Genomic DNA, 12,956 nt, shown 5'->3' with positions numbered 1-12,956 from the left:
TCATCGGCCACCCGGCTGCGCGCCCGCAGCGCCGCGAGCCTGGCCCTTCGACAGCGACCAGACATAGGCCGCCGCCAGGCGCGCGCGGGTTTCGCCGAGCAGGGCGCGATGCGCGGGCATCGAGCCACGGCGGCCCGTGGCCACGGTCTGGTGCAGCGATTCCTTGCTGTCCCCGTACATCCAGTAGTCGTCGGTCAGGTCGGGTGCGCCCATGGCCGGGTTGCCCTTGCCCTCAACGCCGTGGCAGGCCACGCACACGCCCTCGTACAGCGACTTGCCCTGCGCAGCCATGTAGTCGTTGTGCAGCGAGCCCTGCGGCTGCGAAAGCGTACGTACGTAGGCCACCACGTAGTCGACGGCGTTTTCGCCGCCGATGCCGGTGAGGACCGTGCCCCATTCGGGCATCACGCCCTCGCGGCCGTCCAGCACCGTGGTGAGCACCGCGTCGGGGGTGCTGCCCCAGTGCCAGATATCGTCGGCCAGGTTGGGGTAGCCGATCGCGCCCTGCGCCGAAGAGCCGTGGCAGGTCGCACAGGTGTTGTTGAAGATCGAGCGGCCGAGCTTCAGTGCGGCCGGGTCGCCGGCCAGTTGGTCGATCGGCCGGCCCTTGTACGGTGCGAAGGTGGATTCGAGCTTCGCATCGTCGGCGGCCTTCTGCTTGTCGTGTTCGGCCTGCGACGACCAGCGTCCGTAACCGGCGAAAGCGCCGAAGCCCGGATACCAGGCCAGGTAGGCCAGCCCGAACACGATCGTGATCCAGAACAGGTTGATCCACCACTTGGGCAACGGCTTGTTGTATTCGGTGAGATCGCCGTCCCACACATGGCTGGTGTCTTCCGGGAGCGGATCCCCGGGGCGGCGCTTCGCCGTCCACCACAGCAGCCATGCGCAGCCGCCGATGTTGAGCACGATCAGCGCGATCACGTACCAGGACCAGGCGCCGCTCATCACGCATCCTCCCCGTTGCCGTCATCCAGCGGCAGGCGCGCCGCTTCCTCGAAGTCGCGGCGCCGGCGCGGGCTCCACGCCCAGGCCCATCCGGCGATGAACACCACCAGCAAGGTGGCCGTCACGATTCCCGAAACCATGGCTCAGTCTCCCCGCGGTGCCTGTTTGCCGAGCGCCTGCAGATAGGCGACCACGGCGTCGAGTTCGGTCTTGCCGGCCACGTCCTGCGCCGCCCGACCGATTTCGGCGTCGCTGTAGGGGTCGCCCAATCGCTGCAGGGCGCGCATATGCCGTGTGACCTGGTGACCGTCGAGGCCGTTCTCGGCGAGCCACGGGAACGAGGGCATGTTCGATTCGGGCACCACGTCGCGCGGATTGATCAGATGCACGCGGTGCCAGTCGTCGGAGTAGCGCCCACCCACCCGCGCCAGGTCCGGCCCGGTGCGCTTGGAGCCCCACTGGAACGGACGGTCGTAGACCGATTCGCCCGCCAGCGAGTAATGGCCGTAGCGTTCGGTTTCGAAGCGCAGCGTGCGCACCATCTGCGAGTGGCAGTTGTAGCAGCCCTCGCGTACGTAGACATCGCGTCCGGCCAGCTGCAGCGCGGGGTAGGGCTTCACCCCGGGCAGCGGTTCGATCGCCTCGGCCTGGTGCATCAGCGGCACGATCTCGGCCAGGCCGCCGAAGGCCACCACGATCGCGATCAGCCCCGCCATCAGGCCGACGTTCTTCTCGATCTTCTCGTGCGGATTCGGCTTGGTCTTGTTCTCGCTCATCTCGCTTCCTCAGGCACGCGCATCGGCCAGATCGGGGGGCAGCACCGCCTGGCCCAGGGTCACCCTCGCCGCGGCGCAGGTCTTCCATGTGTTCCACGCCATCAGCAGCATGCCGGCGACCACCAGCACGCCGCCGCCGAAGCGCACCAGGTAGTAGGGATAGGTCGCGTTGAGCGACTCGACGAAGCTGTAGGTCAGGGTGCCGTCGGCATTGGTCGCGCGCCACATCAGGCCCTGCATCACGCCCGCGATCCACATCGAGGCGATGTAGAACACCACGCCGAGCGTGTGGATCCAGAAGTGCCAGTCCACCCACTTGCTCGAGTACATGCCTTCGCGGCCCAGCAGGCGCGGCAGCAGCGCGTAGATCGAGCCGATCGAGATCATCGCCACCCAGCCGAGCGCGCCCGCATGCACGTGGCCCACGGTCCAGTCGGTGTAGTGGGAGAGCGAGTTGACCGTCTTGATCGACATCATCGGCCCCTCGAAGGTGGCGATCATGTAGAAGCTGATCGCGACGATGAGGAACTTCAGGATCGGGTCGGTGCGCAGTTTGTGCCACACCCCGGAGAGGGTCATGATCCCGTTGAGCGCGCCGCCCCACGACGGTGCCAGCAGCACCAGCGAGAACACCATGCCCACCGACTGCACCCAGTCCGGCAGCGCCGTGTAGTGCAGGTGGTGCGGACCGGCCCACATGTACACCGCGATCAGCGCCCAGAAGTGCACGATCGACAGGCGGTAGGAATAGATCGGGCGCCCTGCCTGCTTGGGCACGAAGTAATACATCATCCCGAGGAAGCCGGCGGTCAGGAAGAAGCCCACCGCGTTGTGCCCGTACCACCACTGCACCATCGCATCGACCGCGCCGCTGTAGACCGGGTACGACTTGCCCCATCCGGCCGGGATCGCGATGTTGTTGACGATGTGCAGCAGCGCCACGGCGATGATGTAGCTGCCGTAGAACCAGTTGGCGACGTAGATGTGCCTGACCCGGCGCTTGGCGATGGTGCCGAAGAACAGCACCGCGTAGGAAACCCAGACGACCGTGATCAGGTAGTCGACCGGCCATTCGAGCTCGGCGTATTCCTTGCCCTGGGTCAGGCCCATCGGCAGGGTGACGGCGGCCGCCACGATCACCGCCTGCCAGCCCCAGAACACGAATGCCGCGAGCCGGTCGCTGAGCAGGCGCACGTGGCAGGTGCGCTGGACCACGTGCAGCGAGGTGGCGAACAGCGCGCTGCCGCCGAAAGCGAAGATCACCGCATTGGTGTGCAGTGGGCGCAGGCGCCCGTAGCTGAGCCAGGGGATGCCCTCGAACAGCGTCGGCCAGTACAGCTGGGCCGCGATCAGCACGCCCACCAGCATGCCGACGATGCCCCAGACCACCGTGGCGATGGTGAACTGGAACACCACCTTGTCGTTGTAGGCGCCGAAGGCCGGCGGTGGTGCATCGCCCAGCGTCGTGCCGCTCAGGCGGTCGGATGAAATCGCGTCATTGGGAGTCATGGGCAAGGGCTCGGTTCGACGCCGCGTAGTGTTGGGTGCGGGGTCCCGGGGCTTCTTGATCCAGATCAAACTGCTCCGTTGGGAGTGCAGGCGCTGCCGTTCAATCGTGGCTTGCGCTGCCTGGACGTGTCGCCGAAGCTGCCGCCATGGCGGACATCGACAGCTTCTTCGGCCTGGCCGCCGCGCTGGGCATCGGCCTGCTGGTCGGGATCGAACGCGAGCGGCGCAAGGGTGAGGGCGTTACGCGCGGGGCTGCAGGTGTACGCACCTTCGGTCTGATCGCGCTCGCCGGTGCGGTGGCCGAGCGCGTGGGCGGGGTCGGCATCGCGGTGGCGGGCGCGTTCACGGCCCTGGCCGCGCTGGCCAGCTATCGCGCCAGCCGGGCGCGGGACCCGGGGCTGACCACCGAAGTGGCGATGCTGGTGGTGTTCCTGCTGGGCGTGCTGGCGATGCGCGAAGTCGCGCTCGCCGCGGGGCTGGGCGTGGCGGTGACGCTGCTGCTCTCGGCCAAGTCGCGCGTGCACCGCTTCGCCCGGACCGTGCTGACCGAACAGGAACTGCACGATGCGCTGCTGCTCGCAGCCGCCGCCGCGATCGTGCTGCCGCTGCTGCCGGACCGCGCGATCGATCCCTGGCAGGTGCTCAACCTGCGCAAGCTGTGGCTGCTGGCGGTGATCGTGATGGCGATCAATGCCGCCGGCCACGTCGCCCTGCGCGCATTCGGCGCACGCACCGGCCTGCTGCTGGCGGGACTGGCGGGTGGCTTCGCCTCGAGCACCGCCACGATCGCCAGCATGGGCACGCGCGCGCGCGAACACCCGGAACTCGCGACCGCCTGTGCTGGCGCGGGCGTGGTGTCCAACGTGAGCACGATCGTGCAGCTGGCGGTGATCGCCGGCGCCCTGTCGCTACCGCTGCTCCAGGCGCTGTGGCTGCCGCTGGCCGCAGCCGGCGCGGTGATCGTCGGCTTCGCGCTGGTGGCCGCGCGGGCGACGCACAAGGTCGACGCGCAGGGCACCAGCCTGGCCGGGCGCGCGTTCGAGCCCCGGCATGCGCTGGTGTTCGTCGCCGTGGTCGCTGCGGTGATGCTGCTGTCGGCGGCCATGCAGGCCTGGTTGGGCGATGCCGGTCTGGAATGGTCGCTGGCCGCGTCCGGCCTGGCCGACGTGCATGCCGCCGCGGCTTCGGCTGCGCAGCTGGTCGCGGTGGGGCGCATCGACACGCACACCGCGGTGCCCGGCATCGCGCTCGCGCTGCTGGCCAACTCGGTGAGCAAACTGGTACTGGCCTTTCTCACCGGGGGACGCGCCTACGCACTGCGGCTCATGCCCGGGATCCTGGGCATGGTCGCGGCCTTTGCCGCGGCCGCGCGGTGGGGCTGAGTGCCGGTCCGCAGGCCCTAGGGGCCGGTCGCCTTGCGCACGGCGGCCAGGAACTCCGGGTCGGGCCGGCTTCCGACCCGCTCGGTGCGGGCGAGGATGCGGCCGTTGGCATCGAGCAGGACCAGCGCGCTGGTGTGGTTGAACTCGCCGTCGGCGAGCTGGCGGTAGCGGATGCCGAGCACGCCGGCGAGCGCGCGCACCTGGCCGGGCGGCGGCGATGCCAGCGTCCAGCGCGCGGTGTCGAGGCGGCGCTTGTCGACCACGGCCTGCAGCGCCTTGGGCGTGTCGTGCTCGGGATCCATGCTCAGCAACAGGATGCCCAGATTCCGCTGCTGCGCCGGAGTCAGGTGCTTTTCCATCGCCTTGCCCGACTCGACGATCAACGGGCAGATGTACTGGCAGGACGTGTAGAACATCGAGACCAGCTGCGGCTTGCCGCGGCGCGTCGACCAGTCGTAACTGCGCCCTGCCTGGTCGGTGAGCCTGAGCGGCAGCTGGTAGACCGAGTCGGCGGGCAGGGCGGCAGGCGCCGCCGGGAGTGCGACCTGGGACAGCGTCAGCGCGATGCCGGCGCACGCGGTCAGCAACACGGTTCGAAGATTCATGGCGCGCTCCTGGCGCAGCGGAAGCCGAGGTTGGCGGTCGCATGGCTGGCTTCCAGGGACGAGAGCATCGCCACCCGCATCAGGACGGCGTAGTTCTCGCGGTCGTCCATCGACAGCGCGCCGGCGCCGCAGAACTTCATGGTGTCCGGATCGCCCTGCTCGCGGTTGTCGCCGGAGACCAGCAGCGAGGAATAGTCGTCGGTCCATTCCCACACCAGGCCATGCAGGTCCTGCACGCCATAGGCATTGGGCGCCTGCAGTCCGGCGCGCGGCAGCGCGGTGTTCGACGGGCGCGAATACCAGGACAGGATGCGCGCGCGCCAGGCCGGGTCCTGGCGCGCGTCGGTGCGGGTTTCGTCCGCCGCGGCTGCGTATTCCCATTCCGACCACGTCGGCAGGCGCGCGTCGAGCGATTCGCAATAGGCATTGGCGGCGAACCAGCTCACCCACACCACCGGCTGTTGCGGCTGCGCCCTGGGGCCCAGTTCGACCGGGGACTGCCAGTGCGAGAGATAGCGCTGCTCGGCGAAGATCCCGGCGACGCGGTCGCGCCGCCATTGCGGATGCCTGCGCACGAAGGCGAGGAACTGCGCATTCGTCACCGGCCTGCGCATCAGCGCGAACGGCGCGACGCGCACGCCGTCCTTGGCATCCTCGTAGCTCAGTGCGGACTGGAACAGACCGCCTGGCAGGCCCGCGTAACGCGAGGCCACGTCGCCGGCAAGGCCGGCGACGGGCAGCGCGATCAGCAGGGCAAGCCAGGCCGCACGCATGGCTAGTGGCCTTCGGACGCGTTGGCCGGCTTCTGCGCGCGGATCGCGGCGGCCTCTTCCTTGGTCACGCGGCCGCCCGGGTTGCCCCAGCTGTTGAGCACGTAGGTGGAGATGTTGGCCACTTCGTCGTCGGTGAGCTGGCTCATCGGCGGCATGTTGGAGTTGTAGTCCTTGCCGTTGACCGTCACCGGCCCGACCAGTCCGTGCAGGATCGCATTGGGCACGCGCTTGGGATCGGCGGCGATGTAGTCCGACTTGGCCAGCGGCGGGAATACGCCTTCCATGCCCTGGCCTTCCGGCTGGTGGCATGTGGAGCAGGTGCCGGCGAACAGCGCCTTGCCGGCGTCGATCTGCTCTTCCACGGTCAGGTCGCCGGTCTTTGCGGCCGCGGCGGCGGTCGCCACCGCCTCCATGTTCGGCTGCGCGCGATCGCCGATGTACACGGCATCGACCTCCTTGCCCGAGTAGATGGCCTTGTTCTCCGGGCCGTCGGCCTTGAGGATCGCAAGCGCGCCCTTGTTGAAGGCGCGGAAGATCGAGTGGTCGACCAGCACATAGCTGCCCGGGACCTCGAGGTGGAAGTCCATGATCGCTGCGCCGCCGGCGGGGATCAGGGTGGTCTGCACGTTCTCCTGGAAGCGCGTCCCGCCCTCGAACCAGACCTTGTCGAAGATCTCGCCGATCACGTGGAAGCTCGACACCAGGTTCGGTCCCCCGTTGCCCACGTACAGGCGCACCGTCTCGCCGACCTTGGCCTTGAGCGCCTTGTCGCCCGTCAGCGAGCCTTCCTGGCCGTTGAACAGCACGTAGGTCGGGTGCTCCTCGATCGCCTTCTCCATGTCGAAGGGCTGGTGGCCTTTCTCGCGGTACTTGCCCGTGGTGTAGAAGTCGCCCTGCATCACGTAGTACTCCTTGTCGACCGGCGGCATGCCTTCCGGCGGCTCGACCAGGATCAGACCGTACATGCCGTTGGCCACGTGCATGCCGACCGGCGCGGTCGCGCAGTGGTAGACGTACAGGCCGGCGTTGAGCGCCTTGAACGTGAAGCGGCTGACGTGGCCGGGCGCAGTGAAGCTGGATGCCGCGCCGCCGCCCGGGCCGGTAACGCCGTGCAGGTCGATGTTATGGGGCATCTTGCTGTCGGGCATGTTGCGCAGATGGAACACCACCGTGTCGCCCTGGCGTACGCGGATAAAACTGCCCGGCACCGTGCCGCCGAACGTCCAGAAGGTGTAGGTGACGCCCTCGGAAATCGCCATGTCCTTTTCGACCACATCGAGCTGGACGATGACCTTGGCCGGCGCCTTGCGGCCGGTTGCAGGTGGGACCATCGGCGGGCTGGTGACCACGGCCTTGATCTCCGGGCCCTGTGGCGGACCGAAATCGCCCTTTTGCGAGCCGCCGGAATCGGCAGCCGGCGATGTGGCTGCCGTGGCCGTCTCGCCCGGTTGACGGTCGCAACCGGCAAGGGCCAACGCAGCAAGTGCGGCGGCGAGGAACAACGAACGAGGATTCCCGATCACAGCTTTCATTGCCAACTCCCTTGCGTTCAGAACGGGACGGACATCCCCGCGGATTGCGCGCCCGCGACGAGTGGAGGAGTGCTGCCGGAGGTTCCGGCATGCACGGTGATCACGGCGGCCAGCACGGCCGCGAGCACGGCGGTGATGAGCAGGCGTTGGTGTGGAGTGACGGCTTTCATTGTGGGTTCCTGGCGCTGCAGCATGGACGGACTTTCAATGTCGCGCAGTCTGAGCCCCCGCAATCGCGACCGACGTGATCTGGGTCAACCGCATGCGAACGAGCCGGCCGGCGCGCCTGGCGGTTGATCCGCGTCAAGAGCAGCGGGGTTGCCCATGCCTGGATCCAACGGGCGGGCCCCAATGCGGGTACCGGTCAGGACGGCCGCCGCGCCCCACCTGCTCATGCGGACAACGGCGGCTCGCCGCTGCGCAGGCACGCGCGCAAATGCTGGAGCGCGCCGGACGGATCGACCCCACGCCCGCGCAGCCATGCCGGATCGAACAACGTGCCCTCGTAACGCTCCCCGCGGTCGCACAGCAGGCTGACGATGCTGCCATGCTCGCCGCGCGCCCGCATCGCGGCCGCGAGCTGCAGGCATGCGACCAGGTTGGTGCCGGACGATCCGCCGTAGCGGCGCCCGAACAGGTCTTCGAGCAGCCATGCCGCGGCGATCGAATGTTCGTCCGGCACCTCGACCACGGCGTCCACCACTTCGAACACGAATCCGGGTTCGACGCACGGCCGGCCGATGCCTTCGATCAGCGTGCACCCGGTTGCGGTTGCAGCGCGATCGCGCGTGCGCCAGCCGTTGGCGAAGCCGCTGCCGGTGGGGTCGGCTACGCACAGCCGCGTGCGCAGCCCGCGGTAGCGCAGGTAACGCCCGATCGTCGCCGACGTGCCGCCGGTGCCCGCTCCGCAGACGATCCATGCAGGTTCCGGGGCGGGCTCCTGCGCCATCTGCCCGACGATCGATTCGGCGATGTTGTTGTTGCCGCGCCAGTCGGTGGCGCGCTCGGCCAGGCCGAACTGGTCCAGGTGGCAGGCGCCGCGCGCGGCCTGCCACGCTGCGCGCGCGTGCACCTGGGCGGGATCGCCGACCAGATCGCAGGTGCCGCCCAGTGCTTCGACGTCCGCGATCTTGCGCGGTGCGGTACAGGCCGGCATCACCGCCACGAACGGCAGGCCGAGCAGGCGCGCGAACCAGGCTTCGGAGATGGCGGTGCTGCCGGAGGAGGCATCGACCACCCTCTGGCCTTCATGCAGCCGGCCGTTGCACAGCGCGTACAGGAACAGCGACCGCGCGAGACGATGCTTGAGGCTGCCGGTGGGATGCGAGGCTTCGTCCTTGAAGTAGAAGGCGATGCCGGGGAATCCGGGGAAATCCAGCCGCAGCAGGTGGGTGTCGGCAGAGCGCGCGGCTTCCTGGCGCAACGTGGCCAGCGCCGCCAGCGTCCAGTCGCGCGCCGCATCGCCGCCGCGGATCGGCGCATCGATCGTCGTTGCGCTCACGCCGCGCGTACCGCGGGTGCCAGCAGCGCGCGCGCGCGCGTCGCCAGGAACCCGAAATAGCGGTCGACGTAGCTGATGCCGTTCTCGCCGTCGAGCAGGTACGGATTCATCAGCGTGTGGCGCAGGATCACCAGACGCTCCCCGTCGAACCCGTTGGGGTCGAGACCGAGCGTGGTCGCGATCCGCGCCAGCTCGTCCTCGCCCATGGCCTCGGCGCGCAGGGTGGTGATCGAACCGAAGAACTCCTTCAGCTGCAGCGGCTGCCGTGGATCGCAGCGCAGCTCTTCGTGCAGCCGGCGCACGAAGGCGCTGGCGGCGCCCGCATCGCGATTGCCTGCCGGGTTGAGCGCCAGGCACACCAGGTTGCTGTCCGGCGCGAAGGGGACGCAGGCGTGGGCCACGTCCGCGACCTCCGCGGCGAACACCTGCGCGCGATCGGCGAAGGCCTCGGCCGCGAGCACCGTCTGCCGCGGCAACTGGCCGAAGTTCAGATGGTCCAGAGGAAGCACCTGGTGCATGACATACACCGCGGCGGCTGCTGCGCCGGATTTGGAACCTTCCGGGATGAACTGGCCCAGGCGTCGGTAGCGCGCCATGTAATCGGGCGCCGCCTCGCCGTCGAACACGTAGTCGGCTTCCTCGGCCAGCAGTGCCATCGCGCGCTGGTCGCGACAAACGAACGCGCCGGCCCCGTAGGGCAAGTAGCCGAGCTTGTGCGGATCGACGGTGATCGAGTCGGTTGCGCCCAGTGCGGCGAAGGCGGCATGCACTTCGGGCTGCGGGAAACGGGCGTAGCCGGCGCCGACTTCGTCGCGCGTGCGCAGGCTGCCGTCCGGATTGCGGAACAGCGTCGCCAGATATCCGCCCCAGGCGGCGTCGACGTGCACGCCGAAGCCCAGGCCATGCGCCTGCATCGCCGCACGTGCGGCAACGACGCCATCGACCGGATCGACGGTGCCGTATTCGGTGGTGCCGAGCACGGCGACCGCCAGCAGCACGGGCTGGCGCTCGCGCAGGCAGCGTTCGAGCGCGTCGTGCAGTGCGTCGATATCCAGGCGCATGCCGCACTCGGGTAGCAGTTCCAGCTGCGCCCGTCCCAGGCCGAGCAGCTTCATGCCCTTGCTCCAGGAGTAGTGCGCGGTGACCGGGGCCAGCACCTTGGGGGCTTGCAGCCGGGGGCGGCGGGCGAAGAAGTCGACCAGGCCCAGATGCTCCAGGCGTTCGGCCTGCACGAGGGTCTGCCACAGTCTTCGCTCGCGCGGTGCGAGGGTGCCCAGCCATGCATGCCAGCGATCGAGCAATGCGATCGCGCCGTCGTGGCCGAGGTTGAACGCCGCCCAGTCGTCGTCCGGCAGTTCCAGTGGCACCCGCGCGGCGCGCAGTGCGACCGGAAACGCCTTCAACGCCAGCGCCAGCCGCAGCGCCTGGTAGTTCGCGAGCGTGCCGCCGGAGGTGAGGTGGCCGAAGGCGCAGTCCGGGCGGGTCGGGTCATCGACGTAGCCGAACATGCGTGCCAGTTGCAGCCCGGCCCGCACTTCCATCTCGACCGTGACGGGCGCGGCGTCCTCGCTGACGTTGTTCGGGTTGTACGGCAGGGTCAGCATCTGCGCCACCAGCCCCGGCAGCAGCAGGTCGGAGGCCATGTGCCCGATGTAGCGCGGGCTGTGGAACGGCACCGACTTCTTCAGCGCCGCCGACAGCGCATGCAGCTCCCGGCGCATGCGCGCCTCGAACGCCTGGTACGACGGATGCTGCGTGGCGCGGGTGGGGATCGCAGGCGGATCCTCGGGATGGAAGTTGCGCCGCCAGTAGACGTGGTCGCGCAGGAACTCGATCACCAGCTTTTCCAGCAGTGTGTCGTTCTCGCCGTAGGGGCCCAGGAAGCACGCATCGAGTGCGTGGCGGTCGAGTGGAACCTGGCCGGTGCTCATGTGCGTGGCTCCGTCGGAGCGCGCATGGCGGTTCCGGACGACGGTTGCGGACGATGCGTCCGAATGCCGCCATGCTCCGGCACCCGCCGCCCCGGGGCATTGATCTGAGTCAGATGCGCGCCTTGGGGCAGGAGCGCTGTGCGGCCGCGTGCTTGACCAGGATCAGGGCCGTGCCGCCTCGACGCGTGCACGGTAGGGCATCGAAACTGGAGGAGACGCGGCGATGTGCGCAATGCGGGCGGAAATGACCGAACTCGAGTGCTGCCCGCAGTGTGCGGGGCGCCTGCTCGAAGCCCTGGACGCGGCAGGCCTGGACAGCGGTGCCGGCTGTGCGGCCGGCACCGGGTCGACGGACGGATGCGGATGCGCGGAGGACTGCGCCTACGCTCAGCCGGACAGGCGCAGCAGGATCCCCATCGGGTGATGGGCGCGGGCGATGCTGTAGATCGTCCCGAACACCATGAGCGCCAGCACATAGCAAAGCGCACGCATGCGCCGGGTACGACCCCGCCGCAGCGCGAACACACCCAGCGCCACGTACACCACGATCAGGGTCACCTTCACCGTCAGCCAGCCGTTGGCGAACATCGCGCCGGGCAGGATGGTGAGCAGCATCAGCGCCGCCGTGAGCAGTGCGGTGTCGATGGCGTAGCTGAGCCACTTCACCGGCAATGCCATTGGCCAGCGTGCGCCGCCCAGCACAAACGCGCCGCGCAGGGAGAACAAAGCGCCGCTGAGCAGCGCGACGATGATGTGGAACTGCTTGATCTGCGAATAGAACTCGATCATCCCGGCTTCCCGTCCAGGCGTGGCGAGAGATAGATCCGCCCGATGCGGATCAGCCACGGCGTCAGCGCCACCACCCAGCCGATCGCCGCGGCCGCCTGCCAGGCCATGCCGTCCGGCATCACTTCGGCGAACACCCGCATCACCGCCACCAGCTGGATCGCGACGAATGCGAACCACGCCGCCGCCGGCATGACCAGCTTGCGGCCGGAATGTCCCTGCGTGACCCGCGTGACCATCGCCACGAGGATGCTGCCGAAGAAGCCGACGAACAGCGCATGCGCCGGCGCGCGCCCGAGCAGGAACTCGCCCGTCAATTGATAGGCGATGCTCTGGAAGGCGTACAGCGCGAAGGCCAGCGGTAGCCAGGTCAGGCCCAGGAACAGCACGGTCAGGATGCCCGGCGCCGGTCCACGCGGCCACCAGCGCCACAGCACGGTCAACAGCAGCACGAACAGTGGGACGTCGGCGACCCAGAGCCAGGTGTAGGCGTGCGCGATTTCGAGCACCAGATGCAGCAGGGCCAGCGTCCAGAACCCGGCGAGGAGCCACAATGGCCTCCATGCCACGTAGCCGGGCACCGCGCTACCGGCGAAGAACGGGAACATGCGGTGCGCGACGGTGAAGTACACCGGCAGCAGGAGCCCGAAGCTGCCGATCTTGATGGCCGCGAAGGCCCAGATCGGCGCAGCGCCCAGCACGAACGCGATCCAGGCGAGCAGCCCGAACAGGCCCAGCACCAGCGCCGCGAAGCACGAGCGTGCGTGCCAGGTGGTGCCGGTTTCCCGCCACAGCAGCGGTGCGAGCGTCGCCAGCACGGCGATCCATCCGGCCAGGGTCAGCAGCAGCCCGACCGTGATGCCGGCCTCCCAACCCATCGCGCCCAGCAGCGTTGCCAGCTGCCCGCCGAACAGCCCCAGGCCCACCGGCACGTAGCGCCAGCGCTCGAATTCGGGCAGGCCCATCCAGCGCGGAAAGACCGTCAGCAGGAAACCGAAGATGAAGCTCGCCAGCACCTGGTACTGCATCACGAACGCATGCAGCCAACCCGCATAGGGCTGCGGCTGCGGCATCTGGAACTGCGGCCACCGTACCGATACCAGCCAGGCCGCCCACCACAGCATCGCCAGCAGCACGTTGCTGGCGCCGACGAAGAACATCAGCCGGTGCGGTGCCTGCGCCAGCAGGCGCGGTGAGACCGAAGACGCCACCC

The 12,956-nt window shown here is 68.8% G+C and carries 13 protein-coding genes; 1 reads left to right on the top strand and 12 read right to left on the bottom strand.

Translation table 11 applies throughout. The features are described from left to right. The 4 genes from ccoP to ccoN are packed head-to-tail and all read right to left on the bottom strand — an operon-like array spanning position 1 to position 3,233. Positions 1 to 948 carry a cytochrome-c oxidase, cbb3-type subunit III gene (gene ccoP / locus MC375_RS02220; RefSeq protein ID WP_242101643.1) on the bottom strand — a complete coding sequence of 316 codons (948 nt, stop codon included), beginning with the start codon at positions 946 to 948 and terminating at the stop codon, positions 1 to 3. Then, a complete protein-coding gene (locus tag MC375_RS02215) occupies positions 948 to 1,088 on the bottom strand; it encodes a cbb3-type cytochrome c oxidase subunit 3 (protein WP_242101642.1) in 141 nt (46 codons plus the stop codon). The genes ccoP and MC375_RS02215 overlap by 1 nt, the downstream gene beginning before the upstream one ends. 3 nt (positions 1,089 to 1,091) lie before the next feature. Beyond that, positions 1,092 to 1,724 carry a cytochrome-c oxidase, cbb3-type subunit II gene (gene ccoO / locus MC375_RS02210; RefSeq protein WP_242101641.1) on the bottom strand — a complete coding sequence of 211 codons (633 nt, stop codon included), beginning with the start codon at positions 1,722 to 1,724 and terminating at the stop codon, positions 1,092 to 1,094. A 9-nt stretch (positions 1,725 to 1,733) separates the two neighbouring features. Beyond that, positions 1,734 to 3,233 (bottom strand): cytochrome-c oxidase, cbb3-type subunit I, encoded by a 1,500-nt coding sequence (ccoN, locus tag MC375_RS02205; RefSeq protein ID WP_277929272.1) that lies wholly within the window; start codon positions 3,231 to 3,233, stop codon positions 1,734 to 1,736. Between the two features lie 146 nt (positions 3,234 to 3,379). Between ccoN and MC375_RS02200 the strand changes: the two genes are divergently transcribed. Beyond that, positions 3,380 to 4,615, top strand: a complete 1,236-nt coding sequence (locus MC375_RS02200) for a DUF4010 domain-containing protein (protein ID WP_242101640.1) — start codon at positions 3,380 to 3,382, stop codon at positions 4,613 to 4,615. Between the two features lie 17 nt (positions 4,616 to 4,632). On the opposite strand, the gene MC375_RS02195 is transcribed toward MC375_RS02200, so the two are convergent. From MC375_RS02195 to MC375_RS02160, 8 genes are all read right to left on the bottom strand, one after another. After that, a complete protein-coding gene (locus MC375_RS02195) occupies positions 4,633 to 5,220 on the bottom strand; it encodes an SCO family protein (protein ID WP_242101639.1) in 588 nt (195 codons plus the stop codon). After that, positions 5,217 to 5,993, bottom strand: coding sequence for a formylglycine-generating enzyme family protein (locus tag MC375_RS02190; RefSeq protein ID WP_242101638.1), 777 nt, complete (start codon positions 5,991 to 5,993; stop codon positions 5,217 to 5,219). The genes MC375_RS02195 and MC375_RS02190 overlap by 4 nt, the downstream gene beginning before the upstream one ends. A gap of 2 nt (positions 5,994 to 5,995) precedes the next feature. Further along, positions 5,996 to 7,525 carry a copper-containing nitrite reductase gene (gene nirK, locus MC375_RS02185; protein WP_242101637.1) on the bottom strand — a complete coding sequence of 510 codons (1,530 nt, stop codon included), beginning with the start codon at positions 7,523 to 7,525 and terminating at the stop codon, positions 5,996 to 5,998. Between the two features lie 17 nt (positions 7,526 to 7,542). Further along, on the bottom strand, positions 7,543 to 7,695 hold the full coding sequence (locus MC375_RS02180; RefSeq protein ID WP_242101636.1) for a hypothetical protein: 153 nt from the start codon (positions 7,693 to 7,695) through the stop codon (positions 7,543 to 7,545). A 221-nt stretch (positions 7,696 to 7,916) separates the two neighbouring features. Continuing rightward, on the bottom strand, positions 7,917 to 8,966 hold the full coding sequence (locus MC375_RS02175; protein ID WP_242102931.1) for a PLP-dependent cysteine synthase family protein: 1,050 nt from the start codon (positions 8,964 to 8,966) through the stop codon (positions 7,917 to 7,919). 56 nt (positions 8,967 to 9,022) lie between these two features. Beyond that, entirely contained in the window at positions 9,023 to 10,957 is a 1,935-nt protein-coding gene (locus MC375_RS02170) for a pyridoxal-dependent decarboxylase (protein ID WP_242101635.1), read from the bottom strand. 387 nt (positions 10,958 to 11,344) lie between these two features. Further along, positions 11,345 to 11,746, bottom strand: coding sequence for a SirB2 family protein (locus tag MC375_RS02165; RefSeq protein WP_242101634.1), 402 nt, complete (start codon positions 11,744 to 11,746; stop codon positions 11,345 to 11,347). Further along, entirely contained in the window at positions 11,743 to 12,954 is a 1,212-nt protein-coding gene (locus MC375_RS02160; protein ID WP_242101633.1) for an NnrS family protein, read from the bottom strand. The genes MC375_RS02165 and MC375_RS02160 overlap by 4 nt, the downstream gene beginning before the upstream one ends. Between the last annotated feature and the right edge of the window lie 2 nt (positions 12,955 to 12,956).

This window comes from Lysobacter sp. M2-1 (genome assembly GCF_022662495.1).
In the GTDB taxonomy this organism is placed as follows: Bacteria; Pseudomonadota; Gammaproteobacteria; order Xanthomonadales; family Xanthomonadaceae; genus JAKPBU01.
Note: the sequence above shows the minus strand (reverse complement) of the source record. Positions and strands in the feature narration are given on the sequence as shown.

Excerpts from the sequence above, each read along its gene's own strand:
- MC375_RS02170 (WP_242101635.1), bottom strand. The coding sequence starts at position 10,957 with ATGAGCACCGGCCAGGTTCCACTCGACCGCCACGCACTCGATGCGTGC.
- ccoP (WP_242101643.1), bottom strand. The coding sequence starts at position 948 with ATGAGCGGCGCCTGGTCCTGGTACGTGATCGCGCTGATCGTGCTCAAC.
- MC375_RS02165 (WP_242101634.1), bottom strand. The coding sequence starts at position 11,746 with ATGATCGAGTTCTATTCGCAGATCAAGCAGTTCCACATCATCGTCGCG.
- MC375_RS02200 (WP_242101640.1), top strand. The coding sequence starts at position 3,380 with ATGGCGGACATCGACAGCTTCTTCGGCCTGGCCGCCGCGCTGGGCATC.
- nirK (WP_242101637.1), bottom strand. The coding sequence starts at position 7,525 with ATGAAAGCTGTGATCGGGAATCCTCGTTCGTTGTTCCTCGCCGCCGCA.
- MC375_RS02195 (WP_242101639.1), bottom strand. The coding sequence starts at position 5,220 with ATGAATCTTCGAACCGTGTTGCTGACCGCGTGCGCCGGCATCGCGCTG.
- ccoN (WP_277929272.1), bottom strand. The coding sequence starts at position 3,233 with ATGACTCCCAATGACGCGATTTCATCCGACCGCCTGAGCGGCACGACG.
- MC375_RS02180 (WP_242101636.1), bottom strand. The coding sequence starts at position 7,695 with ATGAAAGCCGTCACTCCACACCAACGCCTGCTCATCACCGCCGTGCTC.
- MC375_RS02215 (WP_242101642.1), bottom strand. The coding sequence starts at position 1,088 with ATGGTTTCGGGAATCGTGACGGCCACCTTGCTGGTGGTGTTCATCGCC.
- ccoO (WP_242101641.1), bottom strand. The coding sequence starts at position 1,724 with ATGAGCGAGAACAAGACCAAGCCGAATCCGCACGAGAAGATCGAGAAG.
- MC375_RS02190 (WP_242101638.1), bottom strand. The coding sequence starts at position 5,993 with ATGCGTGCGGCCTGGCTTGCCCTGCTGATCGCGCTGCCCGTCGCCGGC.